The organism is Marinomonas sp. FW-1 (assembly GCF_005222245.1).
GTDB classification, from domain to species: Bacteria; Pseudomonadota; Gammaproteobacteria; order Pseudomonadales; family Marinomonadaceae; genus Marinomonas; species Marinomonas alcarazii.
Genome location: NZ_CP025987.1, coordinates 2,654,147 through 2,679,160 on the forward strand (window position 1 = coordinate 2,654,147; position 25,014 = coordinate 2,679,160).

25 protein-coding genes are annotated in these 25,014 nt (G+C 42.6%); 11 read left to right on the plus strand and 14 right to left on the minus strand.

All coding sequences use genetic code 11. The features are described from left to right. Positions 1-112 precede the first annotated feature (112 nt). The 3 genes from C1X04_RS12315 (at position 113) to C1X04_RS12325 (ending at position 3,363) form a co-directional block, all read left to right on the plus strand. On the plus strand, positions 113-973 hold the full coding sequence (locus C1X04_RS12315; RefSeq protein ID WP_110573733.1) for a TraB/GumN family protein: 861 nt from the start codon (positions 113-115) through the stop codon (positions 971-973). A gap of 210 nt (positions 974-1,183) precedes the next feature. Continuing rightward, complete coding sequence (locus C1X04_RS12320) at positions 1,184-2,476, plus strand: NCS2 family permease (RefSeq protein ID WP_110573735.1); 1,293 nt, start codon at positions 1,184-1,186, stop codon at positions 2,474-2,476. A 131-nt stretch (positions 2,477-2,607) separates the two neighbouring features. After that, positions 2,608-3,363 (plus strand): class I SAM-dependent methyltransferase, encoded by a 756-nt coding sequence (locus tag C1X04_RS12325; protein ID WP_137170085.1) that lies wholly within the window; start codon positions 2,608-2,610, stop codon positions 3,361-3,363. Between the two features lie 12 nt (positions 3,364-3,375). On the opposite strand, the gene C1X04_RS12330 is transcribed toward C1X04_RS12325, so the two are convergent. The 3 genes from C1X04_RS12330 to C1X04_RS12340 form a co-directional block, all read right to left on the minus strand. Then, positions 3,376-3,591: a hypothetical protein gene (locus C1X04_RS12330; RefSeq protein ID WP_110573739.1), complete on the minus strand. Its 216-nt coding sequence runs from the start codon at positions 3,589-3,591 to the stop codon at positions 3,376-3,378. Between the two features lie 133 nt (positions 3,592-3,724). Continuing rightward, positions 3,725-5,107 carry an envelope stress sensor histidine kinase CpxA gene (gene cpxA, locus C1X04_RS12335; RefSeq protein ID WP_137170086.1) on the minus strand — a complete coding sequence of 461 codons (1,383 nt, stop codon included), beginning with the start codon at positions 5,105-5,107 and terminating at the stop codon, positions 3,725-3,727. Beyond that, positions 5,107-5,793 (minus strand): response regulator, encoded by a 687-nt coding sequence (locus C1X04_RS12340; RefSeq protein WP_110573743.1) that lies wholly within the window; start codon positions 5,791-5,793, stop codon positions 5,107-5,109. The genes cpxA and C1X04_RS12340 overlap by 1 nt, the downstream gene beginning before the upstream one ends. A 197-nt stretch (positions 5,794-5,990) precedes the next feature. Between C1X04_RS12340 and C1X04_RS12345 the strand changes: the two genes are divergently transcribed. After that, positions 5,991-6,497 carry a CpxP family protein gene (locus C1X04_RS12345; RefSeq protein WP_137170087.1) on the plus strand — a complete coding sequence of 169 codons (507 nt, stop codon included), beginning with the start codon at positions 5,991-5,993 and terminating at the stop codon, positions 6,495-6,497. Positions 6,498-6,557: 60 nt separating this feature from the next. Here the strand turns inward: C1X04_RS12345 and C1X04_RS12350 are convergent, their stop codons facing one another. Then, positions 6,558-6,836 (minus strand): hypothetical protein, encoded by a 279-nt coding sequence (locus C1X04_RS12350; protein WP_110574451.1) that lies wholly within the window; start codon positions 6,834-6,836, stop codon positions 6,558-6,560. Positions 6,837-7,057: 221 nt separating this feature from the next. On the opposite strand from C1X04_RS12350, the gene C1X04_RS12355 reads away from it, so the two are divergent. Continuing rightward, on the plus strand, positions 7,058-7,579 hold the full coding sequence (locus C1X04_RS12355) for a hypothetical protein (RefSeq protein WP_137170088.1): 522 nt from the start codon (positions 7,058-7,060) through the stop codon (positions 7,577-7,579). An 83-nt stretch (positions 7,580-7,662) separates the two neighbouring features. On the opposite strand, the gene C1X04_RS12360 is transcribed toward C1X04_RS12355, so the two are convergent. The 3 genes from C1X04_RS12360 to C1X04_RS12370 all read right to left on the minus strand — a co-directional run bounded on the left by C1X04_RS12360 (position 7,663) and on the right by C1X04_RS12370 (position 10,162). Beyond that, entirely contained in the window at positions 7,663-8,661 is a 999-nt protein-coding gene (locus tag C1X04_RS12360; protein ID WP_110573749.1) for a branched-chain amino acid aminotransferase, read from the minus strand. Positions 8,662-8,860: 199 nt separating this feature from the next. Further along, entirely contained in the window at positions 8,861-9,742 is an 882-nt protein-coding gene (locus C1X04_RS12365) for a sensor domain-containing diguanylate cyclase (RefSeq protein ID WP_137170089.1), read from the minus strand. A gap of 144 nt (positions 9,743-9,886) precedes the next feature. Next, a complete protein-coding gene (locus tag C1X04_RS12370; protein WP_137170090.1) occupies positions 9,887-10,162 on the minus strand; it encodes a DUF1294 domain-containing protein in 276 nt (91 codons plus the stop codon). Positions 10,163-10,323: 161 nt separating this feature from the next. Between C1X04_RS12370 and C1X04_RS12375 the strand changes: the two genes are divergently transcribed. Continuing rightward, positions 10,324-11,049 carry a tellurite resistance TerB family protein gene (locus C1X04_RS12375; protein ID WP_137170091.1) on the plus strand — a complete coding sequence of 242 codons (726 nt, stop codon included), beginning with the start codon at positions 10,324-10,326 and terminating at the stop codon, positions 11,047-11,049. Between the two features lie 628 nt (positions 11,050-11,677). Here the strand turns inward: C1X04_RS12375 and C1X04_RS12380 are convergent. The 3 genes from C1X04_RS12380 to C1X04_RS12390 form a co-directional block, all read right to left on the minus strand. After that, complete coding sequence (locus C1X04_RS12380) at positions 11,678-12,991, minus strand: sulfatase (RefSeq protein WP_137170092.1); 1,314 nt, start codon at positions 12,989-12,991, stop codon at positions 11,678-11,680. After that, positions 12,988-14,931, minus strand: a complete 1,944-nt coding sequence (locus C1X04_RS12385; protein ID WP_137170093.1) for a TRAP transporter fused permease subunit — start codon at positions 14,929-14,931, stop codon at positions 12,988-12,990. The genes C1X04_RS12380 and C1X04_RS12385 overlap by 4 nt, the downstream gene beginning before the upstream one ends. Before the next feature lie 74 nt (positions 14,932-15,005). Continuing rightward, complete coding sequence (locus C1X04_RS12390) at positions 15,006-16,007, minus strand: TAXI family TRAP transporter solute-binding subunit (protein WP_254682259.1); 1,002 nt, start codon at positions 16,005-16,007, stop codon at positions 15,006-15,008. A gap of 143 nt (positions 16,008-16,150) precedes the next feature. Here C1X04_RS12390 and C1X04_RS12395 point away from each other — a divergent pair, with 143 nt between their 5' ends. Next, the gene (locus C1X04_RS12395; RefSeq protein WP_254682260.1) at positions 16,151-18,034 is read left to right on the plus strand and encodes a SulP family inorganic anion transporter; all 1,884 of its coding nucleotides are present in this window, start codon (positions 16,151-16,153) and stop codon (positions 18,032-18,034) included. A gap of 31 nt (positions 18,035-18,065) precedes the next feature. Continuing rightward, entirely contained in the window at positions 18,066-18,989 is a 924-nt protein-coding gene (locus C1X04_RS12400) for a LysR family transcriptional regulator (protein ID WP_175404942.1), read from the plus strand. Between the two features lie 3 nt (positions 18,990-18,992). Here the strand turns inward: C1X04_RS12400 and C1X04_RS12405 are convergent, their stop codons facing one another. Next, on the minus strand, positions 18,993-19,940 hold the full coding sequence (locus tag C1X04_RS12405) for a LysR family transcriptional regulator (RefSeq protein ID WP_137170095.1): 948 nt from the start codon (positions 19,938-19,940) through the stop codon (positions 18,993-18,995). Positions 19,941-20,480: 540 nt separating this feature from the next. After that, a complete protein-coding gene (locus C1X04_RS18495) occupies positions 20,481-20,624 on the minus strand; it encodes a hypothetical protein (protein WP_175404943.1) in 144 nt (47 codons plus the stop codon). 282 nt (positions 20,625-20,906) lie between these two features. On the opposite strand from C1X04_RS18495, the gene C1X04_RS12410 reads away from it, so the two are divergent. Together C1X04_RS12410 and C1X04_RS12415 are read left to right on the plus strand one after the other, a co-directional pair. Then, a complete protein-coding gene (locus C1X04_RS12410; protein ID WP_137170096.1) occupies positions 20,907-21,677 on the plus strand; it encodes a class II aldolase/adducin family protein in 771 nt (256 codons plus the stop codon). Positions 21,678-21,838: 161 nt separating this feature from the next. Further along, positions 21,839-22,828, plus strand: a complete 990-nt coding sequence (locus C1X04_RS12415) for a 2-dehydropantoate 2-reductase (protein ID WP_137170097.1) — start codon at positions 21,839-21,841, stop codon at positions 22,826-22,828. Positions 22,829-23,306: 478 nt separating this feature from the next. Here C1X04_RS12415 and C1X04_RS12425 read toward each other — a convergent pair whose 3' ends face one another. Both C1X04_RS12425 and C1X04_RS12430 read right to left on the minus strand, forming a co-directional pair. Continuing rightward, positions 23,307-23,753, minus strand: coding sequence for a DUF1499 domain-containing protein (locus C1X04_RS12425; RefSeq protein ID WP_137170099.1), 447 nt, complete (start codon positions 23,751-23,753; stop codon positions 23,307-23,309). Between the two features lie 27 nt (positions 23,754-23,780). Beyond that, a complete protein-coding gene (locus C1X04_RS12430) occupies positions 23,781-24,125 on the minus strand; it encodes a helix-turn-helix domain-containing protein (protein ID WP_110573760.1) in 345 nt (114 codons plus the stop codon). A 110-nt stretch (positions 24,126-24,235) separates the two neighbouring features. Between C1X04_RS12430 and C1X04_RS12435 the strand changes: the two genes are divergently transcribed. Further along, positions 24,236-25,003 (plus strand): SDR family NAD(P)-dependent oxidoreductase, encoded by a 768-nt coding sequence (locus C1X04_RS12435; RefSeq protein WP_110573762.1) that lies wholly within the window; start codon positions 24,236-24,238, stop codon positions 25,001-25,003. Positions 25,004-25,014 lie beyond the last annotated feature (11 nt).

The following is a 25,014-nucleotide window of genomic DNA, read 5'->3' on the forward strand; positions in this document are numbered from 1 at the left end:
TATTGACAGAGATTCGGCATAATAACACTTTTCGCCACCACAACGGCCTGAATAAATAACCTAACTTCACCACACAATGACGGCCATTCACTTACCTTAGTCAGGGAAAAGCATGAAACTTCTCAAGAAATTTGGCCTTACTTTACTCGCTGCTGCCAGCTTCCAAACTCAAGCAGCTTCCGTTTGGAAAGTGACTTCTGGTGCCAACACACTTTATATTGGCGGCACTATTCACCTGCTCACACCTCAGGACTACCCGCTCCCTAAAGAATACGAACAAGCTTACCAAGCAGCCAATAAGATAGTATTTGAAACCAATATGGACACCATAAGCCAACCGGGATTTAAACAAAAAATGCAGGAAGCGCTGTCCTATTCGGATGGCACGACCATCGACGAAATTCTATCCGCTGACACATTTAGCTCGCTTAAAGCCTATCTAGATAGCCGACAAATCCCTATCACAGCAGTACAAAACCTCAAACCAAGCGCGCTGGCTATTTCACTTAGCCTAATCGAACTCAAGTACCTCGGATTTACCAGTGAGGGGGTTGATCAGTTTTATGCACAAAAAGCTCAGAAAGACCAAAAAGCCCAAGGTTGGCTAGAAGAACCAGAGACACAAATAGACGTACTGAAAGACCTACAAGAACAAGACAACAACGCGGTAATTAACTACGCACTTGACGATATCAAAGACATGCAAAAAACCATGACAGATCTACGTGAAAGCTGGCGAAAAGGCGATGTAGAAACCATGGCAAAAATAGAACTAGAAGACTTTCAAACAGACTACCCAGACATTTATCACTCATTATTAGTGAAGCGAAACAACCTATGGATACCACAAATTGAAAACATGCTAAACGACGATAACGTCGAATTTATTATGGTGGGCGCCATGCATCTGGCCGGTCCAGACAGCCTACTGAAAAAACTCAAAGCCAGTGGTTACCAAGTCACACGGTTATAGTTTTAACAAACTAAGCAACGCTTAGTACACCTAAAGAACACCCAAAAGCCAAGGAATGGCCATTTTTTCGCTTATATTCAGTATAAAAGTGATTATTTATTGCGATTTAGCTCCCAAATTTGACCTATTTTTTTATACTTGCGCCCGAAATAAGAGACTGACCAAATGATCAGTTAATACACTTCCCTCGGTGAATATTAAGGTCCCCTCATGCTCGAACGTTATTTTCAACTAAAAGCGCACAACACCACGGTACGCAATGAAGTTGTTGGTGGTATCACAACCTTCCTAACAATGGCCTACATTATTTTCGTTAACCCTTCTATTCTTGCCCAAGCTGGCATGGACCAAGGCGCAGTATTTGTTGCGACCTGTCTTGCTGCCGCTGTTGGTTGCTTGATTATGGGGTTATACGCAAACTACCCAATCGCCCTAGCTCCAGGAATGGGACTCAATGCTTTTTTCACCTACGGTGTAGTATTAGGCATGGGCTACACTTGGGAACAAGCTCTAGGCGCAGTTTTCCTATCCGGTATTCTTTTCATCTTTATCAGTATTTTTCGAATTCGCGAATGGGTTATTAACGCCATTCCGTCTTCACTTAAACTTGGCATCGCTGCGGGTATCGGTCTTTTCCTAGCCATGATTGCATTGCAAAACTCAGGCATCATTGTGAAAAACCCTGCAACTATAGTGTCAATGGGTGATCTTTCTTCTCCCTCTGCTATCTATGGTCTACTAGGCTTTTTTGTTATTTGTGCTTTAGCGTACTTAAACGTGACTGGTGCAGTAATGATCGGCATCCTTTTTGTGACTGTCTTATCTATGCTATTTGGTCAAAATGAATTTGGTGGCTTAATCTCTACACCACCTTCCATTGCACCAACATTCCTAGCAATGGACATCGAAGGTGCTTTCCAAATAAGCATGTTAAGTGTCATTTTCGCTTTCTTCTTCGTCGATTTATTTGACACATCAGGCACTCTAATCGGTGTTGGCCAACGTGGTGGCCTACTAGACAAAGACGGCAAACTGCCTCGTTTGAAAAAAGCGTTATTGGCTGACTCTGGCGCAACAGTTGCAGGTGCAGCATTGGGCACGTCTTCTACAACAAGTTACATTGAAAGCGCATCTGGCGTTGCTGCTGGCGGCCGTACTGGCTTAACCGCTGTGGTTGTGGCTTTATTGTTTATCCTTAGCTTATTCTTCGCACCACTAGCTGGTTCTATTCCTGCTTACGCTACTGCAGGCGCTCTGATGTACGTAGCAGTACTAATGACAAGCAGTCTAGCTAAAGTTGACTGGGATGACATTACAGAAGCGGCGCCAGTGTTAATCGCGGCCTTCACAATGCCACTAACCTACTCAATCGCAGATGGTATCGCGTTATCTTTTATTAGTTACGCGGTTATCAAACTGCTATCAGGCCAAGGCAAACAAGTTGGTGTTGCGGTTTATCTACTAGCGGCTTTGTTTATCGCTAAATTCTTTATCTTCGTCTAAACAAGACAAAGAAAGACCTATAAAAAAACAGGAACAGAGGGCAACCTTGTTCCTGTTTTTTTTCGGCTTCGCAAAATCCACAAACTACTATATGATGCGCCATCATTTTTCCCTCTCCAAGTGAACAAAACATGTCAGACAATGCGCTCTACACGGACTTATCCGGCTACTACGATTTAATGTGTGCCGATATTAACTATCAAGCACAAAGTAATAGCGCTCATAGGTTTCACCAAATTTTCGGTAATGGTGGTAAGCGCCATCTAGACTTGGCTTGTGGAACCGGACCACATATCCAGCATTTTCAGTATGAAGGCTATGAATGCAGTGGCTTAGACATTAATCAGCCAATGTTAGATTTGGCTTTGCAGCGTTGCCCAGATGGACTCTTTACTCTAGGGAATATGTGCGATTACACGACAGCAGAACCCTATGATCTCATTACCTGTTTTCTTTATTCTATTCATTACAGTGGTAATTTGAACAACCTAAAAAGCTGTATAGAGAGCACTCATAAAGCGCTTAAAACTGGCGGGATATTTTGTTTCAACTCCGTAGACAAGAACCACATCGATAATACGCTATCGGCGAAACACCGCGTCGACTATGAAAACAGTATTTTTTCGTTTGGGTCTTCTTGGTTTTATCGAGGCGAAGGCGAACAACAAACTCTCAAGCTTAGCATTGATAAAACAACACTCGATCAAACCCAGCACTGGACAGATGAGCACCCAATGGTAGCGTTAAGTTTCACAGAGCTGCAAAACCTTTTAGCACCGTATTTTGATGTTCATGTGTTTGAACACGAGCACGACAAAATCGTGGCTTGGGAACAGCTTTCTGGCAACGCTATTTTTGTGTGTATCAAAAAAGAAAACGCGAATTGACTCGAGGTATCATTAATTCATCGAGCGATATTTCAAAATCAAACTAATAATTTCATGATCGCTAACGGTAGAAGACAAGGACTCATTGATAGAGCGTCTTTGTGGTAAACGGATATTGAATTTACTTTTTAGTAATCCAACTACTTGCGAATCAGAATTAGGGTCAAAGGATTGACTGGCAAAAATACTAATGCGCTGTAAAAGGAACTCTTTTGCTGTATTTATCATGTATTACCTATAATTTTTGGGAAAGCTACAAAGCAGCGCACAGTAAAAAACCATAAACACCAGCCGAGCTTGCTTCTAATATGAGCCGGATTACTCACTTTGTCCACTAATGCTTTCCCTTAATTCGAAATTCTTACTTCACATGCAAGGGCAATCTTATCTCAACCAACAATCCACCCAATACGCTGCGGGCTGCGTGAACGCTTCCCTGATGCTGACGAATAGCGTTTTCAGTAATTGCTAAGCCCAAGCCTGTACCACCACTGTGCCTGTCTCGCGCGGTTGAAACACGATAAAAAGGTCGAAAAATGGAGTCCAGCTCATCATCAGGAACACCTTCACCGTCGTCTTCCACTTGAATAAGCAAGGTATCTGCCTTAGCGTCTAAAGAAACTCGAATCTGATGTTCCCCATAGTGGATCGCATTCCGAATAACATTTTCTAAGGCACTCATTAATAATTCAGGGTGACAAACAATCAAACACTCAGGAATAGTAGAAACGCTGAGCACTTTTCCCATTTGCTCAGCTTCAAACTGGCTGTCTTCTAATAATTCACCACAAAGACTAGAAAGCGGTTGAGCTTGACGATTCAAATGACTGTCCACTTGCATACTGGATAGCTCCAATAGCTTACCTATCATCTGCTCTAATCGCTGAGCTTCAGTATCAATGCGAGTCAAATCAGAACTTTCCCCTAACTTTCTTCTCGCTAATGCTTGTGCCATTCTCAACCGAGTTAAAGGCGACCTAAGTTCATGGGAAATATCAGACAATAAGCGTTGTTGGCGGGAGATCATCATATTGACCGCCTCAACCATTTGGTTAAAGCTTGCCCCCGCCTGACGAAATTCAGACGTACCTTTTTCAAGCTCTGGATCGATTTCAAATACCCCCTGCGCCACTCGTTGCGCGGCCTTCTCCAACCGACGCGCAGGCTGACTTAACGCCCATGCCAACCAAAGCAACAAAGGCGTACTGACCAACATTACAGCCAATAGCAAGCGCAATGGATGATCAAATAATTGAATCAAAAAATGTGGTGGCTCACTCCAACGGGTGCCAACATACAAAAAGTAATCCCCCTTCGCCAGACGAACAGGAAGCGGTCCCGAAATCATAGTTCGCCCATACAGCCTTTGTTGAGGGTTCTGGGGGTTATCAATCGTCGTGACAAAGTTGCGCAGCGCCTTATAACTAAAGTCTGGACGACGGTCTGTGGTGATCACATTACCATCAAGATCGGTAATAAAAAGCCGTAATCTATTATCACCGCCTCGATGAGACCAAGCTTCCAAATGATGCAACACAGACTCTATACTTTGCTCAGTGGCAAAAACACGCTCAGCTCTGTCTCGAACTTCCAGCATCCGCTCATAATATGGGGGAGGAATATCACGAGGTTTGCGTGGGTCAAAGTGTGGCAAAGCCAAGACTGCCAAAATAACCAAACACATGGTGAACCAGAAAATAGCAAAGATGCGGCCATATAAACTGGTGATTTTGGGAAGCCTCACTATTCGCCCTCCACCAGCAAATAACCACGTCCACGCAAAGTTTTAATACGCGGCTTTGCATTAGGCCAATCAGGTAATTTTTTGCGCAGATTGGATACGTGCATATCAATCGCACGATCAAACGCCGCCAGCCTTTTACCAAGCACGTCTAAACTTAGCTCTTCTTTCGTTAACACCTTACCTGGATGCAGTATGAAGTAATGCAGCAACGCAAACTCCGTACTGGTCAAATCCAACAATTCACCGTTACAAAAAGCCTCTAAGCGTCCGGGATACAATTTAACATCCCGATACACGACTGCCTCATTTTGCGTCTGGCCTTTACTGGTTTGGGTGCGTCTTAGAATCGCTCTAATTCTTGCCAACAGTTCACGCTCACTAAAAGGCTTAGGTAAGTAATCATCTGCCCCCAACTCTAGGCCTATGACGCGATCGATTTCTTCTCCTTTGGCGGTCAGCATCAGCACAGGCACATCCCATTTTTCACGTAACTGCTTAAGCGTCTCAAAACCATTCAGTTTAGGCATCATCACATCAAGCAACACCAAATCGACGCTATCCTCCATGGTAGCCAAGCCCTCAATACCATCATAAGCGGTCGATACGACGCAGTTTTCAAAGGACAACACTTCCTTAAGCAAATCGCTCAACTCAACATCGTCATCAATAATCAAAATATGAGGCATGAAAAATCCCTAAAACAAGACGGACACAATAAATCAACAAACCCATTTTACGTCGAAAAACACACCGCAGCGTGGCATTTACGATACTTTACTTTGAGCAGACGTCAGTTTACCTAGCAACCTCTATTCTACTTCCATGCCTGCAAAGCGCAGTATTTATTTACTCTAGCCATTACTTAGTATGGAAGGAAAGTCCCATGAAAATAGCCAAAAAACTTATTATAGCGTCTGTTGTACTACCTCTAATCGTAAGCACGAGTGCCTTTGCCTTTGGCGGAAAAGGCCACAAGGGACCTCATGACGAATGCCGCCCAGGGTTTGGCTTTGATCGCAGCATAATGAAAGACTTAGATTTAACCGATGCACAAAAAGATCAATTCAAAGCATTGCGCCAAGCCAACAAAGCTGAAATGAAAAAACATGTCAGAGAAGACAAACCAAAAGCAGAAATGAGAGCCGAACGCACCCAGAAAATGAATGAATTATTGCTAGCGGACACCTTTGATCCAGCAAAAGCAACCGCCCTTGCCCAAGCATTTTCTGATAAACAAGTAGTACGTCAAGTTGACATGCTCAGCAAGCAACACAAAATGCTAAGCATCCTAACGCCTGAACAAAAAGACAAATTCGTTGAATTACAAAAAGACCGTCAGGAAAAATGCGCAAACGACATGCCTCGCCATAAAGGCAAAGATCAAAAATAACCTGTCATACTGTCATAGACATAAATAAAACGGCCAATGGCCGTTTTATTTAGCAGACTCTTAATTTCGCTTCCAAATTCTTGCTACAGCTCTGTCACTGCCGAGTAAACCAACAATTTCACAGACCAAGCCGGTAAGCGAAAATAATAAAATAGGAATAACTCCCGCCGCTTCCTCCGTTACGATAGTCACAGCCAAAGAAGCAGACGCAATCACAAAACACAGTGCCCCTAATACAATCAATATTATGCGGTGAGATTTTTTGTATTCGTATTCGCCAACACCCGACTCAAACATAGCCAATAATGGCGCACAAAGTTGTCTCATTGCTTTTTTCATAATGCCTTCTTCATTCATTAGAGGAGTTTGTATCCACTGATCAAAAATTTTCTGATATAGATTGCCTTTTATATCATCACCTTGGGTGAGAGATTAGGGCAACAACTCAAAACTTTACAATATTTGATTAAAGTTTGCCCGAATAGAACCGATTACGTGGAGGTAGGAATCAAGTTAGCACATGATAAAGATTCACACCTTTAGAATTTTCGGAGAAAAATATGAAAAATATTATTGCAACAGGAGTTGCAGCGGCTGCAATTTCCTTGTCTATGAACGCGAACGCTTCTCCACTGACGTTTATTGACTACACAATGGGTAACATTGATTATGATAGTGGTGCAGATGACGGAGACTATTCCGCATTTACTGTCTCTATCGATACACTCGTTATTCCACTTATTTCAATAGAATCTATCGATTTTAACGATGCTGATATCTTGAAATTCGGTATAGGCGCTTCTGCAGGTATTGGCCGAGCTAGCCAAATATATGGACTGGTTCACTACAATGACTATGATGATGAAGATTCTGATTTTAGCTTCAGAGTTGGCTTGAATAGCTCGCTTACCGATCGTGTTGAAGCAAGATTGTCATACACAATGTATTCAGACCAAGACTATTTTGACAACACTAAATTGTCCTTAGGTTATTACTTCACACAAAATTTCTCTTTGGCAGGCAACTATCAGATAGCAGACGATTACAACATTCTGTCTGCAACAGCACGATTAAGCTTCTAAAGCCATACCACCGACTGCCGATCATAAAAAAGGCTGAAGTGAATCACTTCAGCCTTTTTTTCTAACTAACCTTTTCTAACCGCTTAGCAAACTTTCGTTAACCAGTTATGCTTGTCTTCTGCTTTACCCCATTGAATATCATTCAATGCTTGACGAAGCTTCTGAGCAATAGGACCTGGTTCACCAGTACCCACTTGATACTCTTTATCGTTATGGATAAACGTACCAACCGAGGTTAATACCGCAGCTGTACCAGACAGAACCGCTTCCACTCCTGGCTTAGCAGCACGCTCTAACAATTCAGCAACTGTCAAATCACGCTCAGTCACAGTCATTCCCAGATCCGCAGCAAGTGTCAAGATAGAAGAGCGCGTGACGCCATGTAGGAAAGAAGAATCCAAACCTTTTGTGATGATTTCATTACCATCGATCAACAAGAAGTTAGCGGCACCAGTTTCTTGTACGTCGCCATTTGGACAGAACAAAATCTGGTCTGCTTGCACTTCTTCTTTCGCTTTAGAGATAGGGCCCAACGCACTTGCGTAGTTACCACCACTCTTAATCATGCCCATGTGAGGAGCACAACGCATACCCGTTTCATCCAACAAAAGACGAAGCGCTTTCGCACCGCCAGTAAAGTAATCCCCTACTGGAGACAATAATACATACAGCATAGAAGTTGCTGTTGGTGCAGCCGCTTTACCCACTGCCGCTTCTGTTCCAATATGAGTAGGACGAATGTACATAGACCCTGGTGGCTCAGGAACGTCGCTGCCGAATTCAGCAACCACATCCAAAATCATTTTAGCGACTTGTTCTTCGTTGATAGTAGGCAAAGACAAAAGACGGCTACTTTGCGCTAAGCGCTTAATGTTTTGATCCATACGGAACACATGCACACTACCATCTTCATGGCGAAACGCTTTTAATCCTTCAAAACACGTACTTGAGTAATGTAAGACGTGAGCACCTGGATGCAATTGAATGCTATCGGATGCCACAATACTCTCTTCATTCCATTTACCATTTTCGAATGTTGCCAATGCCATCTTAGGCATGAACACGCTACCAAAAGCCGCCATTATTGTTTCCTATGTCGTTAAATGATTAAGATACCGATCTTCACAGCGGTACCATCAAGGCCAAGAATTTATTTTTTTAACCAATCTGCAAATAGTAAAACGGAAATCAGCCCGAAGAAAGTAAATCGTCAAACTCAAATCTGTCGAAAGGTATATTTCCAGTATATTTGCTAAATTAAAGAAGAGATAGAGGCAGATATCATTCAGAGGCAGCTAATATGATGCGATTACCGCCCGCATTTTTAGCCTTATACATAGCTTGATCCGCGTATTGCACTAAGTCCAACGGTTGTTTACCGTTTTCTGGGAAACGAGCTATTCCAATACTCGCCGACACGTTTACCACCACGCCATCAATATCAAACTCGTTAGCCAGTTCAGCACGAACTTTCTCTGCAACAGACAACATCGCAGCATCGCTGTGAACCTTGTTGAGAATAATCAAAAACTCATCACCACCCAAACGTCCCACAGTATCAGATTGACGTACACAATCACCTAACCTTTTAGCAATTTGCTGTAACAGTAAATCCCCAACAGCGTGCCCGCAGGCATCGTTTACCTCTTTAAAACCATCAACATCGATAAACAATACAGACAAACCAACCCGTTCTCGTTCAGCCAGAGACAGAGACGACTGCAAACGGTCTAACAGCAAGGTTCGATTAGGCAGACCAGTTAGATCATCATGACCAGCCGCGTATAACAACTGCGCTTCCATCTTCTTACGCTCTGTAATATCGTGAGCAACCGCAATACGAACTTGATGCTCTTCAGACCACCTAGCGGACCACAGCACATTAACCACGTCACCGTTTTTACGTACCCAACGATTTTCAAAGCGCGGTTGTATTTCACCAGAAATAATCGTATCGACTGTATCCAACGTTTTTACCTTATCTGCTGGATAAACCATACGCACCATAGGTGTTCCAATCACTTCCTCTGGCGAATAGCCAAACATAGCTTCAAACGCCGCACTGACAAAGACAAAATAACCATTGCGATCAACAATACAAACTGCGTCCAGCATCAGCTCCATTACATCAGCAAGGTCAATATTGAGTTCTTTGTTATTCATAAAGCCGCACACCTAAAACATAGCCATGTCATTGTGAGAATATAAAAGGCGAGCAACACAACCCCGTCATCTAAGTGCTGATTATCAATGGAGTTTACATAAAAAATCTACGGCAATTACATAATGTAACGAGATAAGCCCAAATCAAAACAACGAAAAATAATAGAAGCCATAACCAGTCACAGCAATATTCACTAAACACGTCAACCAAAACACCGCTAGAAATCGCGGTTTCTTTGTCTTATGCCGAAACATTTTTTGTCCCAACAGAGCACCAAACCAACCACCTAAAAAAGACAACCAATGCAAAGCCGACTCAGGCACTCGGCGCTTGCCACGCTTAGCGGCCGACTTATCCATACCATAGAAACCAAAAGTAATCAGACTTAGAAAGCCATAAAAAGCAAACACATAAACCATTTCAACTCGCTTAGGCTATCAAACCAAAAATCAGATATTTACGCCCTTTTAATAACGTAATTAAAGAGTAAAAGAAAGGGAACAAAACAGCCCCTGATGAACTCTCCCAAGCTTCTCCAGTCTGAAGAAATAACCGATAAGTAAATTGGAGATTATAAATTATGAATATCAACTCACTGCTAAGCAGCGTTATGGGTTCAACAGGTTCTGGAATAGACAAAGCCGTCAGTAAAGCCAAATCAGGCTCAATGCCCGGTGGGTTAATGGGGGGCGCGGCCGCAGGCGGATTAGCCGCCATGTTATTAACCAACAAAAAAGCCCGTAAAATGGGCGGTAAAGCCATCAAATATGGCGGCATGGCTGCCGTGGGTGGAATAGCTTACAAGGCGTGGCGGACTCACAAAGAAAACCAATCCATGACACAAAGAACCAATATTGAACCGAATCAGAGCTTCGGCTCATCCAACATCCCCGCCGCACCTGCTGGCAGCATCTTTGACCTTGCTGAAGAAAAGCCAACAAAACAAGTCGAAAACATGCGCCTGATCTTAATACGAGCCATGATCAGCGCTGCCAAAGCTGACGGCCACATCGACACCAGCGAACAAACTCGGATCGAACAACAAATTCGTGATCTTGGCATCAATGCAGAAGAGCAAAGATTCCTTATAGAGCAACTGCGTGCTGACAGTGACCCAATCACCATTGCACGCCTATCAGAAAGTGAAGAGCAAGCCACAGAGATCTACCTTGTCTCCATGCTCGCCATCGATATCGACACAACAGAAGAACGCCATTACCTAGATCGTCTAGGGGACGCACTACACTTACCAACTGACCTACGCCAAAGCATCGAGCACGAAGTGAAGAATGCACAAACGCTTTAACGATATAGACCTATTTGCCAACAAAAAGGCGCTCTATAAATAATATAGAGCGCCTTGTTGTTTTACTCTGACTCTATACCCCTAATCATTTCTTCTATGCATTGCCAGCCTATATTAAAAATGCAAATATGCGCATAAATATACAGTGAGAATCATGCAAACACTCTTTGATTCAACGGCAGCCAAAAAAGCGGCCACCCCAAGCATAACAGCGGTTTTCTGGCCAATTTTTGGGTGCTAAAAACAACCTATCTGCTATGTTATAAAACGCACTAAACCGCCAAGAATCAGTCAGAGTAATGGAAAGCAGACAATTGAGCAGCGAGTCAGTCATACAATGAATTTGTAGAAAAAACGCTTATTTTGGTGACAAATATAGGACGTTCTAATGACACAATTTGATGTATATATAAATTCCAGCAAAACCGTAGGTTGTCTTTCTTTAGTTTGCTCAGAAGGGAGTTTAACCGTATACAATTTAGAAAAAAGTTCATTGTAAACTTAAAAAAGCAGCGAAAGATATATCAAACAGAATGCCATTAAAAATAATTATGGCTTTTAAATAAAAGCCATAATTAAAAAAGTACACCAAAACACATTGAAGATATTAGGTGATTTAGAAAAACACTTACCGTTGCGGCATATCCGCCACACTATAGCCAAGGTTAACGGTAGCATCATCTGGAATAGGCGGGATAGTGGCATCCCAATCAAGCCATTGCTGTCTCATCTCGGCCAATTTTTCTGGGTATTTTTTACCCAGATTGGCTCTTTCACGGGCATCATTGGTAATATTGAATAAATATTCGTGCTCATCCACCTTCAAATACTTCCAATCACCAAGGCGCAATGCTCGCTGTTTACGGTGATTCATCCGCCAATATAAAGGACGTTCAAATTGCTCAACTTCCCCCGTTAATACTGGTAATAAGGATACGCCATCGACCGGATAATCAGGATCGAATCCCCCTTTTCCAGCTTCAAGAAGCGTACGAGACCAATCCATTGTCATACAATGCTGCATACTTACGGTGCCTTTTTTAACCACACCGGGCCAACGCACTACCCAAGGCACGCGTATCCCACCTTCGGTCAGGTCCATTTTCCCACCGACTAACGGCCAATTATCAGAGAAACGTTCACCACCATTATCGCTCGTAAAAACAATGAGTGTGTCATCGGCAATACCATGCTTTTCTAATGTTTCCATGATACGGCCAATCCCTTCGTCCATATGGTGGATCATTCTTCGATAAGTATGAATATTGCCACCCTCAAGGTGAAACAAGGTGGAGAGATTGTCCGCCAAATGGGCGTCATCCCGTGTTTCCCAAGGCCAATGAGGAGCCGTGTAGTGAATACTCAAGAAGAATGGCATGCCCGGTGCTTCCGTCGCTCTTCGGTTAATAAAGTCTAAAGAATGCTCAGAAATAAGGTCCGTTAAATAACCAATTTCTTGATGCTCTTCTTCATTTACCCAAAGATCATGATCACCATAACCACTTTTATGTGAAAAATAGTCAACGCCACCAGCCATAATACCGAAAAACTCATCATAACCGGAGGCTCTCGGACCAAAGCTAGGTGGATAACCTAAGTGCCATTTGCCCATTAATCCAGTGTAGTAGCCTGCCTTTTTTAGCTGAGATGGCAATGTAGGAATATGAGGAGGTAAACCCAATATTCGACTGTGTCTGCTTTTACTGCTCATTGGCTCTTCTAGTGCCCCGCGTAACCGATACTGGTAGGCCATTGTCATTAGAGCAAAACGGGTTGGAGAACACACAGGAGAGTTTGAATACCCCTCCAGAAAGATCATGCCATCTTCCGCTAATTTATCGATATTAGGTGACACTTGACCAAATTGAGCTTCACGTCCGCCATAACACCCTAGATCTGCATACCCCAGATCATCAGCAACAATGTAGATTATATTTGTCATTTTTTTGCCCCTTTAAAACGCTGTACTATTGTTAAGTCATTACGTAAATGCCAACCCCATAATAAAATGGCTAATGATATGCCAATCTGATCCCACAAAAGACCTGGTGAGAACAAAAGAACCGCCGCAATCAATCGCGCCGCAATTTCGTAAAAGCGCAATTTTTGCTTGTGAAAGCCGGTTAAGGCTGTGGCCATCAATAAAATCCCAACCCCTAGTTTCACTAATAGCCATAACCAAGGAATTAACTCAAAACTCACACCTGAGTCGGCAACAGTAAGCAATAAAGGGTTAAAAGCAAAAGTAAATGGAATAATGAAGATCATCACGCCCACTTTAGAGGCTTGTACCGAAGTGCCAACTGGGCCACCTTTTGCAATACTGGCCGCCGCAAACGCGGCAATCGCAACCGGTGGCGTAATGGCCGACCCTACTGCGATAAAAAATACAAACATATGCGCGGTAAGAGGCGCCAACCCAAGCTGTTCCATCGCAGGGATGGCGATCGTTGCCACGGTGACATAGGCAGGTAAAGTTGGCATTCCCATTCCCAACACAATACAACAAAACGCGGCAAGTAATAGCGACACCAAAAGAGAGTTGGAGACAATAGTGGATAACAACACGCTGAACTTAACAGGTACACCCGTTACGGAAAGAGCCGATATCACAATACTGACCGCCGCAATGGCCATCAACAACCCAGCAAAGGTTCGACCACCCACAGCAAGACTTTTTATCAATGCAACCGGTTTTTCCCTAATCTCTGGATTGAGTAAACTTAACGGGAACAAACAAACCAAGGCGGCAATAGAAGCACCTGATGGAGACAAACCATACAAGAGCAATACAACAATAATAAAAAGAGGAATGAAGATTAATAGTAGATTGAGATAGTCTTGCTTGCTTGGTTTATCAATACCTTCAAACTCTTCGTCCGCTTTAATATTCAGACGACGAGATTCAAACACAATCATGGCAAACAAACTGATGTAATAGGCGATGGAAGGAACTAGAACAGCGGAGATGACAGTCAAGTAGTTCACCCCAACAAAATCGGCCATAACCAGTGCGGCCGCGCCCATAATAGGCGGCATGATCTGCCCCCCTGTGGATGCGGACGATTCTACGGCTCCCGCGAAGTTCGCAGAAAATCCCCGACGTTTGATCATGGGAATCGTGATCACTCCCGTTCCTACCACGTTGCCGACCGCACTACCTGAAACTGTTCCAAACAAGGCTGAAGACAACACAGCCGCATGGGCGGGACCACCAGCGGTTCTTCGCATCCAATGAAACGCAATGCGAATCATAGAATCACCAGCGCCAACCCCTTCTAGTAGAGCGCCAAGGATAATAAAAGGAAATACCGTCGTGATCACAATGGCAAAGGTACTCCCCAAAATCCCCGTATCTAAACTGTATAAAAGATTCTGTGCCAAGGTTTCATTGATATCATGACTTACCGTCTGCAGCGGGCCAGGCCAATACTGACCTGTTGCCATATATAAAATACCCACAAGACCCAACAATGCGACTGGCACCCCCCATATGCGCCAACAAAAAAACAAGGCGCCCATTGAGGCAAGAAGCGCGATCCACATCTCATTTGAACCAAACAAGAACATGCCATCATCCAGCTCACTACTCACTTGATAAAACGACCAACAACACCACAACATGCCAAACATTAAAATCATGCTAAATACAGCGACAGGGAGGTTGGTTTTACCTTTTAAATAGCCTTCGTACATAGATAGAGCGATAGTGATGACACATAAAGCAAAAAAAGAGGCACGAAAAGCGACCATAGGAAAGGGCCCTAGACGAAAGTCACCAATCGCTGGAACAACATTCGCAAGGCCATAAAGGCAAATAACAAAGCTCAGAACACCAATAGCTAACGTGACTAGCTTTAACGATAACTGAGAGGACGACATAAAAAGCTCCCTTAAACGGAGGTCTGCACCTCCGTTTAATTAGTAATATCTTTAAATACAGGAATATTTGACGACTACTTAGGCATTAGCTCGGCAGGAATTTCGACACCAATTTCTTGGTAATAACGCACAGCACCTGGGTGCAAAGGAGCATTAATGCCGGCAAAGTAATCCGTCGTTGGAAGGTCTTTAAAAATTGAGTTGGCTTCTGCTAAAGCCAGACGGTTTTTAATGTATTCCTTCGTCAAGGTGTAAGCTGTGTCATCAGACATATTTTTATTCGCTGCCATCATCATGACTGTTTGCCAAGTGATCACAGGATCTTCATTTACTTGACCTGAATAAGTATTTGAAGGAATGACTGCCGCTTGCATACCCGTACCTTTTGGTGGCACCATTTTCTCATCAGGAACCCCCAAGATTCGAATATCATTCGTCAGACTCAACTCGGCCACGACCTGAGAACCTAGACCAAAAGTCCCAACATACACATCGAATTGGCCATCTTGGTAACTTTGTGTGGCCGCTCCCCAAGGCGCTTTGATCGCCTCATAGTCCCCTTCTGCAAGACCACCGGCTTCAATTAGTGAGACAATTTGAGCATTCGCTGCACCGGCTGGTGGACCGATAAAAATACGTTTGCCTTTGGCATCCGGCCAACTTTTAATGCCAGAATCTGCTCGCGTAATAGCGTGATAATAACTTCCCGGAATAGTAAATAAACCTCGAACGTTACCAGATATTTCTGTTGCCTTATCCGAGATTTTTGTATACGGACCGTTCCCGCTCTGTAAGGCCGTAAATGCAGGTGGCGGAACGATTCCTGAATCTAAGCTACCCTGAGCAATTTTAAGAAGAGACTTTGTTAGCGTTTGATTCAATGATAACTGAACATCAATACCACTTTGGGACCAGTAGGGTGCCATCGCTTGAGGAACCATACCTAAAATACTGTTCGGCGATGCGGCCTCCATACCAATTTGCTCAGCGTGGCTCACCGAAGCAACAAAGATACTAGAAAACATCAAGCCAGCTACACACAGTCCATGTCGTAATAATTTTGTAGTTTTGTACATTGTTTCTCTCCGCTTATCTTTTATTGTTTTTGTCTAGCTAGAAACAATCTACCCCTATTTTTTATATCCGTAAAATACGATTTTGAGATATTAATCGATCATTAATGAATACTAAAATCAGTATTCCATTCATTAATGATTGATTGACTGTCTCATTTAACATTTTAAGATTCATTGCTTCTGCTTTATTATTCTTCGAAATGGACAGCGCTACCCCGGTCCAAAATACATCTAATAATAAAATAACTCTCTTGATACCCAATGGAATCATCATGCTTCACGCCATCTTATCGGTTTTATTTCCTTTCCATTCTTGTCTGCAACAGCAAACGCCCGAAACGGTAAAAAAAGATCTCCTAGCGGGGATAACTGGGGCAATTTTAGTACTTCCGCAAGGCGTTGCGTACGCTTATATCGCTGGTCTTCCACCTGAAATTGGCCTTTATACTGCCATTGTTTCAGCCTCTGTTGCCGCCCTATTCGGTAGTTCATTCCATATGATTTCAGGCCCCACGGCGGCGTTGTCTATTGTTGTTGCTTCTGTGGTGCAGCAAATTGGCTACTCCTCCGTTACAGAGCAGATGACTATCGTGGTGACGCTCTCGTTTTTAACCGGACTGATACAGTTCTCTTTAGGTGCTCTTCGACTCGGAGCATTAGTGAATTTTATTTCTCATACCGTCATTATTGGCTTCACCACTGGCGCCGCTATCTTGATCGCCACCAGCCAAATAAAACACTTCTTCGGGATCAAGTTAGCCTCAAACCTTTCTTTCATTGATGAAATAAGTGCCCTAGCCCAACACGCCAACGAACTCAATATGTACGCATTAATCATTGGTCTTACTACGTTAGCGACCTCTGTGATCATCAAGCTGATTCATAAAAAACTTCCCAATTTATTAATCGGTATGATTTTGGGCAGCATTGTATGCCTACTGCTGGATGGCCAATCTCATGGCGTTGCTATGGTACAAAGCATGCCAGGAACCTTACCTCAGTTATCTTTACCTGATGTTTCATTTTCAAATTTGCATAATCTATTTTCAGGTGCCTTTGCAGTGGCATTACTTGGACTCATTGAAGCAGTATCCATTGCTCGTGCTATTTCGGTTCGGTCAAAACAGATAATTGATGGCAATCAGGAATTTATTGGCCAAGGCATGTCAAATATCATCGGCGGCTTTTTTTCTTGCTACCCAAGCTCAGGCTCTTTTACTCGCTCTGGAGCCAACTATGATGCTGGCGCAATCAGCCCACTCTCAGCGGTATACGCGGCCATTATTGTGGCGATGGTTATTGCTCTTATCCCCACTGCAACGTCTTATTTACCGCTTCCAGCCATGGCCGGAAGCGTACTGTTAATTGCTTGGAATTTGATTAATAGAAAGGAAATCATAGAAACCTTAAAACTCAGCCGTGCTGAAGCAATCATTCTATTAGGCACGTTTCTATCAACACTCTTTATAAAGTTAGAGCTTGCGATCTATGTCGGCATCGTTTTATCTATCGGCTTTTATCTGCGCAGAACCTCAAGACCTAGAATTATTGAAGTTGCTCCCATACAGAACACTGAAAACAGGATCATTCGCAATATTCATCGCCACTCCCTAGAGGTTTGCCCACAAATTAAAATCATTCGTATAGATGGGTCATTATATTTCGGCTCCGTAGATTACGTACAAAAAGAAATCGGTAAACTCACTAAGGATGAAATAAAGCACCTTATTATTGTTGCCAAAGGCATCAATTTTATGGATGCTTCAGGTGTTCATTTGCTCGAATCTGAAATATCTCGGATTGAGAATTTAGGTGGCTGCATTAGGATTTGTTCATTAAAAGGTACAGTCTTAGATGAAGTTAAGTCCATGCCTGTTTTCAAATCATTCCTCGTCAATTACTTAACAAACAATACGAAGGATGCCATCATAGGAATTCTGCAACACATCGATAAAGAGAAGTGTCGCCATTGTAGCGCGCGTATTTTCAATGAGTGTGCTGGCTTTCCAGCTGATCAAAAAAATTAGAATATTAAATCGTCTGTATAGGTCCGCATACATGGAATCAAAACATCTTATTTATCTATCTGTCATTCTTGAAAAAGGATCGATTACGGCGGCTGCGGAGCATTTGAACATTGCCCAACCCACTCTAACAAGAGCCATGGCAACCCTTGAAATGCAGGCTGGAGCACAACTATTTACAAGAAGTCGCTTCGGTGTATCAAGTACCCCCATTGGCGAATCTTTAGCGAGAGAAGGGAGAGCCATCACCCGCACACTAGGCTCTGCAGAAGAACAGGTTTCTCGCTTTAAATTGGGCATTAAGCAAAATTTGCGCCTTGCCGCAGGGCCACTCCTTTCTATGGAAGCCTTACCCATGATTATTGAAAGAATGTTGGTCGAGCAGCCTGATATCGCTATTACAGTGACCTGTTTAAACCCTTCTAGTGCAATAGAAAAATTAATGAATGATGAGTTCGATATTGTCATCGCCCCTCACCCTGCAGACAACGTATCTGATAGCTTCCACGCGGAGTTAATTCACGAAGATAGGATTGGCATTTTTTGTGGAAAGAGCCATCCACTGGCCAATAAAAAAAATATCAAAATTGATGATTTTGCCGGCCTCGACTGGCTAAGCTTAGGGATCGCTTCTTATTTCGAAAAGCAAACAACAGACATGCTTGCCTCATACGGAATACCTAACGCAAAAACAAAAGTCGTCTTTCGCAATGATGCTATCATGATCATGAAAATGCTATCTTCTGGAAAATTTCTTGCGGCACTGCCTCACTTCCCTGTGTCCACTATTAAAAATATATATTCAATTAAAGAAATACACTTAAAAGACGTCACTTCTATCAAACGAAATATATTTCTTATGTGCAGTAGGCCATTAAAAGAACAAATTGCCTTTCAGACATTCAAAAATATTGCACACGATGTGTTTTCGGAGCTAGCTCAAGAGAATAAAGGCTAACCTTTAAAAATACGGCTCCCCCTGCCAGCGTCCTGACTCCCATTCTGCTCTTGTGACTTCCTTTATGAGTGGAATGACTGCATTTAATAAAGCCGATTGTGGGCGATCAACGGCAGTAGATAAGCACACCTCGCGCCATAAGGTTGGCTCAACAATTTCTATCGCCTGTATTTGATTAGTCTGCAACAAATGATAGAAAGCAGATGTAGGAGATAGCAATACTCCATGTCCATCCACTACATAACGCAGTGTTGTCATTAATTGACCAAACGCAGCTTTATGAGGCAACGTAATACCCGTTTCCTCTTCATACTGACTCAAAACATATCCAAGCGAATCACGGGGACTAGTAACAATCACTTCGTGGTGAGCCAATTCAGCAAATCTAATCGTCTTTAGATCAATTAACTTTCTATATGAAGCCACTTTGGTCTCACGACCAACCGCTAGAAATAGCTTCTCTCGGAATAACTTAACTTGGCGTATTTGACTCATATCTGATCCATCAGGCGATGAAATTGCCATATCTATTTCTCCTGATAGTAATTGATTAGACAAGTTATAAGACAAGCCGGCATGAAGATCTAGTGTAATCTTTGGATAACGCTCATCAACCAAGGCCAATAGAGGAACAGAAATAATATTGCCGATTGGTTGTGTCATTCCTATTGACAAAACACCCGATGGCTCTTGTTCCAACTGTTGTACATCGCATTTAGCCTGTTCCATTTGACGCAGAATAGACTCTGCATGAGCATGAAAAACCTGCCCACTTTGCGTTAACACCACACCGCGAAAGCTGCGATCAAACAAAATAGCACCAAGTTCATGCTCCAAGTTTTCCAGTTGCAAGCTAATACTCGGCTGAGCTACATTTAACGCTCTTGCCGCTGCCGCAATGCTATTTAGCTCAGCCGTTTTTAAAAAAAAGGTTAATTGTTTACTGTTCATAATTACGAAGATTACATAAAAATCATTGAGCTATACCATATTTATTTTTGTTTTTATAGCCAGTTTTTTTATTAAATTTAATAACTAAATGTAAGCCTTAATATTTTCATGCACTTATTTAAGCTTTAAACGAGGCAAACGTGCTCAGCCCCTGAGGTATAACACAAATTTAAGCAAGCCTAGTTTACTTTTCTTTAGGTATATGCAAACAAGCCATTCCAATAAGCCCAGACTTCCGTTATGCAACAAAATCGGTTAGTGGCTGAGATGCTAAGTAAGGTACCGCGTTTGGAAGAGGCCCCTCGCATTAATAATGCACCCCATCCGTATAGAATACTAAAAGCGAGCATCAGAGCAAAAGTGGAGGAATATTGAAATGCTAGTTTGGGTTCCGTAGAACCGCCTATAAAGGACTTCCAAAAAATGACAACAAACTCTCTATACTGTTTGATCTTGAAAATTTGTTGTGATTGGATCAGATGACACGGTCTTCACGGAGTTAATCCGTTTAAATGACGATTTTAAGGAGTTCTAAGCACCCTAATAACGATAATACGATGCCACAACAACGCTTTTAATGAGATTCACTTTTCTATCCTTAGCTTCTTTGTGCTGCTCTATTCTGCGATAGCCTAAGACGCCGACCATTGCCGCTTTTGGATCAGGGCAGTAGCGTGAATTCATTGATCCGTCCAAGGAAAAGCTCTTTGCGGGTTTTACGGCGCTTTCTGGTAAATTCGGTATCGTCGAAGAAAGATGGTTGATGATCGGCAGAAATCGCAGCCAGATTAAGTCGGCAAGATTGTCTCATGTTACCGACTTGATCGCATGCTCCCTAAATAAGTCATTATTTTGCACAACAACAGCTATATAAAAAATATGGAACACCACTATAGTTATTTTGGTTTTTTTCACTAAAACACTTAATTAACATGTTAATGAATTCAATAATAAAAGAGAAACGATATGACTTTCACACCTCGCAATTATGAACATCCAACACGCTTCAGCGACACTGAATGGAAGGCTCGCGTTGACTTAGCGGCTATGTATCGCATTTTTGCCTACTTAAAGTGGGATGAATCCATCTACAACCATATTTCCTTGCGCGTGCCTGGGGAAGACAATCACTTTTTGATCAACCCATTTGGGCTTCATTACAGTGAAGTCACCGCGTCAAACTTGGTTAAAGTGGACATAGAAGGCAACATTATTGGTCACTCCGATTGGCCTATTAATCCTGCAGGTTTCACTTTCCACAGCGCTATCCATGACAAGGTAGAAGATGCCCATTGCGTTATGCACGTTCATACCACTCCTACACTGGCTGTATGTTGCCTAGAAGATGGATTGTCTTACAGTAACTTCTACTCTGCGCAACTGTGGGATAAAGTCGCTTATCATGATTTTGAAGGTATTACTTTGCATATGGATGAAGGTCTGCGCATTTTAGAAAACGCAGGTAAAAAACCTTTGTTAATGCTTCGTAATCATGGACCAGTTGTAATGGGGTCAACTTTAGCGCAAGCCTTTTCATTGATGTGGTTAGTAAACCGTGCCTGTGAAGTTCAAATTGCATCGACGTCCATGGGAGCAGTTCGACAAATCCCAGAAGAAATTTGTAAAAAGTGTACCGCTCAGTCGCTTAACTTTGATCCTAAGTTTGGTGCGGGTGAAGATGTGTTTGCAGCAATGAAACGCCTTGTTGAGAAACAAGATCCCTCATTCAAAAACTAAATAGTTACTTATTATTCAAGTATAGGCCTAGCCATAAAAAAATAGCCCTAAGACTCTCGTAAGGGCTATTTTTTAAAGGTCATTACATACCTTTCAACTAGTACTGTCATCTATTAAGAGTTCTATTATAAAAAAATATACGGATCAAAAAGGAAAGCAAAATGAATATATGTATCGTAGGTGTCGGTGCTATTGGTGGTTTTCTTGGCGCTCGTCTTGCAACAAAACAGAACGTTAATGTGAATGCATTGGCGCGAGGAAAAAGCTTAGAGGCACTCAATAAAAATGGTTGGCTGCTAGAACAAAATGGAGTGCGAATTCAGCGCCCTTGTGTTGCCGTTGAATCCGCTAGCGAGCTAGGTGTGCAAGATATCATAGTCATTGCGTTAAAAACGCCAGCGCTAGCACAGGTGTTACCCACTCTAGCGCCACTTATTAATGAGAACACCATCATTATTTCCGCGATGAATGGCATTCCTTGGTGGTTTTTCAAAGACCTTGAAGCACAAACTCATCGCCCATTTCAATCCGTCAATCCCGAAGGCTCCAATAGCCAAGCAATTACCTACGAAAATATTATTGGTCTCGTCGTTCATGCCTCTGCCACTCGCACCGAGCCTGGACTGATTCAACATAAAGCAGGAAACAAACTGGTTATTGGAGAACCTGATGGAGGAAAATCAGCCCGAGTCCAAATGCTCACCAACCTACTCACCGATGTAGGTTTTGACTGCCATTATTCCGAAAATATTCGGTCTGCTATTTGGTATAAACTTTGGGGAAATATGACGATGAACCCTGTCAGTGCGATCACAGGCGCGACCGTGGATCACATTCTTCAAGACCCTCTTGTGAGAAAGTATTGCTCTGCTGTTATGAGTGAAGCCGCTGTTTTAGGCGAAAAAATTGGCTGCCATATCGCCGCAACACCAGAAAGTCGACACAAAGAAACCGAAAAGCTAGGCGCATTCAAAACCTCGATGCTACAAGATGTCGAAAACGAAAGTGCCATAGAGTTAGACTCTATTTTAGGCATTATCTACGAACTCACCCAAAGACTTGAAATAGAGTCACCCAACATTGAATCTCTGTTCGGTTTAACCAGGCTATTTGCCACTACGAAAGGATTATATGGAAAAGCCCAAAAATAAACACTGAAATAGTGCCTTAACCGTTAATATGATATTCACTTGTAAATAACCACGGATTTTGTTCAATTTATCTGACGTTTCCATTATTACCTATAAGTTTTATAGAGAAGCCAAAAATCGCTTGAGTATAGACATCGAGCGCTTTTAAATGGAAAACCTAAAAATAGGTTATTTATGGCTGCTTATCTCATTAACATATTTTCTAAAGTCATCCAGAGACTCTAAAAAAGAGCCCCAAATTTTATGTGCGAAATCAGGAGCGCTGCCATTTTGAGAAAATCGATGCGACAAGGATTCACTGGCTAAAATCGCCACATTATCATCGTAATGTTTTTTCAATGGCTTCACTCAGAGCCCAGCCAAAGCATCGAGCACGAAGTGAAGAATGCACAAACGCTTTAACGATATAGACCTATTTGCCAACAAAAAGGCGCTCTATAAACAATATAGAGCGCCGATAAATTAATCACTTATCACACTATCGATTGATTTTACGGCGAATGGCTTCCATACGTTTTCGATTCACCCCAAAGTCAGAATGACCAACTCGTGACGCCGAGCGAATATCGATCGTCACTTCGCCATTTCGCTCTTGCGAGAACAAAAACTCCACATCGTCCACAAAACGAAACACCAAAGACGTAAATTCAGCGTGAATATAATCTGCGTCATTCACCACCACCTTAGCGCGTTTAGAAGACTCCAGCACGGCCAACACCTTGTCATGAGCGTCGACACTGGAACCTTTCACAACGATAGGTTCAATAAAATGCTTATCATTGGTTTGAGTCTGACTGCTCACACAATTGGGCGAGTTAGGACAATCCGCCAACTTCCCATTAGTAACCCCTAAATTCGGCATAATACTCGAACACCCTTGCAATAAAAGAAACACCAGTAAATAGAAAAGCTTTCTAGTGAACATATTCAATCCTAATGCCGAAAAACGCCACTACGCAATGTCACATTCAATCTCGTTCTGTAACTTTTCCAGCTCATCAAGAATTCGAAGAAATTTTGTGCCAAAGCGAGTCACACGATATTCCACTCTAGGTGGTACCTCATTAAAGTCAACGCGTTCCAAAATACCAAATTTTGTATTTTTTCTCAGACATTCATTAAGCACCTTCGTCGTTAACCCCTCAACACTTCGGACCATGGCCCCAGGTCGATTAATGTCATTTGCCAACAGCTGGTAGATGGTTAATGACCATTTACAACCATAAATAGTCTCAACCATACGCGCACTTTTTTCAGGTGCAGACTTCTTTGGAAATATTTTTTCCTGTTCTTTCATAAAGATATACCAATAAGTACCTACCGCACCAAATTGTGCCTAATTTTCAATAGTCTACGGGGATTGTAATCTACTTCCACACTTTAATATTTACCTATAGAGATAATCAAATGAAAAACATAAATAGTTCTTACGCTTTAATTCTAGGCGGCTCTAGCGGAATGGGCTTTGCGACAGCAAAGCAACTACTCAAACGTGGCATTCCAACAATCATTGTGGGCAGCTCCACGACAAAACTTGCGACCGCTAAACAGGAACTTGCCGAATTGGGACATATTGAAACGCTGCAAGCAAACTTATACGAAACCGATGACGTTCAACGCATACTGGATTTTGTCGCTAATCATGACAGCCATATAGAGTATTTCGTAAATGCAGCGGGTAAATTCAAACCAACGGCATTTTTAGAACACGATCATAAAGATTACGATGCGTATCAGGAACTGAACCGTGCGGCATTCTTTATATCTCAAGCCGTCGCCAAAAACATGGCATCTAATGGCGGCGGTTCAATTGTACATATTGGCTCAATGTGGGCAAAACAAGCCATCAAAGCCACACCATCGTCGGCTTACTCAATGGCTAAAGCTGGTCTGCATGCACTCACACAACATATGGCAATGGAATTAGCTGACCAGAACATTCGCGTTAATGCGGTTTCTCCTGCAGTGGTAAAAACCCCTATTTACGAATCCTTCATTGACCCAAGTGCAATCGATGAAACACTCGCGACATTTGATGGCTTCCATCCAATTGGAAGAATTGGCACAGCCGAAGATGTTGCCAAGACCATTAACTTTCTACTAAGCAGTGATTCAAGCTGGGTAACTGGCGCTATTTGGGATGTGGATGGTGGCGTAATCGCAGGCCGAAACTAACCCCTTAATCA

Bases quoted from the DNA above. Each gene is read 5' to 3' on its own strand.
- C1X04_RS12315 (WP_110573733.1), top strand. From the start codon at position 113: ATGAAACTTCTCAAGAAATTTGGCCTTACTTTACTCGCTGCTGCCAGC.
- C1X04_RS12320 (WP_110573735.1), top strand. From the start codon at position 1,184: ATGCTCGAACGTTATTTTCAACTAAAAGCGCACAACACCACGGTACGC.
- C1X04_RS12325 (WP_137170085.1), top strand. From the start codon at position 2,608: ATGTCAGACAATGCGCTCTACACGGACTTATCCGGCTACTACGATTTA.
- C1X04_RS12330 (WP_110573739.1), bottom strand. From the start codon at position 3,591: ATGATAAATACAGCAAAAGAGTTCCTTTTACAGCGCATTAGTATTTTT.
- C1X04_RS12340 (WP_110573743.1), bottom strand. From the start codon at position 5,793: ATGCCTCATATTTTGATTATTGATGACGATGTTGAGTTGAGCGATTTG.
- C1X04_RS12345 (WP_137170087.1), top strand. From the start codon at position 5,991: ATGAAAATAGCCAAAAAACTTATTATAGCGTCTGTTGTACTACCTCTA.
- C1X04_RS12350 (WP_110574451.1), bottom strand. From the start codon at position 6,836: ATGAAAAAAGCAATGAGACAACTTTGTGCGCCATTATTGGCTATGTTT.
- C1X04_RS12355 (WP_137170088.1), top strand. From the start codon at position 7,058: ATGAAAAATATTATTGCAACAGGAGTTGCAGCGGCTGCAATTTCCTTG.
- C1X04_RS12360 (WP_110573749.1), bottom strand. From the start codon at position 8,661: ATGGCGGCTTTTGGTAGCGTGTTCATGCCTAAGATGGCATTGGCAACA.
- C1X04_RS12365 (WP_137170089.1), bottom strand. From the start codon at position 9,742: ATGAATAACAAAGAACTCAATATTGACCTTGCTGATGTAATGGAGCTG.
- C1X04_RS12370 (WP_137170090.1), bottom strand. From the start codon at position 10,162: ATGGTTTATGTGTTTGCTTTTTATGGCTTTCTAAGTCTGATTACTTTT.
- C1X04_RS12375 (WP_137170091.1), top strand. From the start codon at position 10,324: ATGAATATCAACTCACTGCTAAGCAGCGTTATGGGTTCAACAGGTTCT.
- C1X04_RS12380 (WP_137170092.1), bottom strand. From the start codon at position 12,991: ATGACAAATATAATCTACATTGTTGCTGATGATCTGGGGTATGCAGAT.
- C1X04_RS12385 (WP_137170093.1), bottom strand. From the start codon at position 14,931: ATGTCGTCCTCTCAGTTATCGTTAAAGCTAGTCACGTTAGCTATTGGT.
- C1X04_RS12390 (WP_254682259.1), bottom strand. From the start codon at position 16,007: ATGTACAAAACTACAAAATTATTACGACATGGACTGTGTGTAGCTGGC.
- C1X04_RS12400 (WP_175404942.1), top strand. From the start codon at position 18,066: ATGGAATCAAAACATCTTATTTATCTATCTGTCATTCTTGAAAAAGGA.
- C1X04_RS12405 (WP_137170095.1), bottom strand. From the start codon at position 19,940: ATGAACAGTAAACAATTAACCTTTTTTTTAAAAACGGCTGAGCTAAAT.
- C1X04_RS18495 (WP_175404943.1), bottom strand. From the start codon at position 20,624: ATGAATTCACGCTACTGCCCTGATCCAAAAGCGGCAATGGTCGGCGTC.
- C1X04_RS12410 (WP_137170096.1), top strand. From the start codon at position 20,907: ATGACTTTCACACCTCGCAATTATGAACATCCAACACGCTTCAGCGAC.
- C1X04_RS12415 (WP_137170097.1), top strand. From the start codon at position 21,839: ATGAATATATGTATCGTAGGTGTCGGTGCTATTGGTGGTTTTCTTGGC.
- C1X04_RS12425 (WP_137170099.1), bottom strand. From the start codon at position 23,753: ATGTTCACTAGAAAGCTTTTCTATTTACTGGTGTTTCTTTTATTGCAA.
- C1X04_RS12430 (WP_110573760.1), bottom strand. From the start codon at position 24,125: ATGAAAGAACAGGAAAAAATATTTCCAAAGAAGTCTGCACCTGAAAAA.
- C1X04_RS12435 (WP_110573762.1), top strand. From the start codon at position 24,236: ATGAAAAACATAAATAGTTCTTACGCTTTAATTCTAGGCGGCTCTAGC.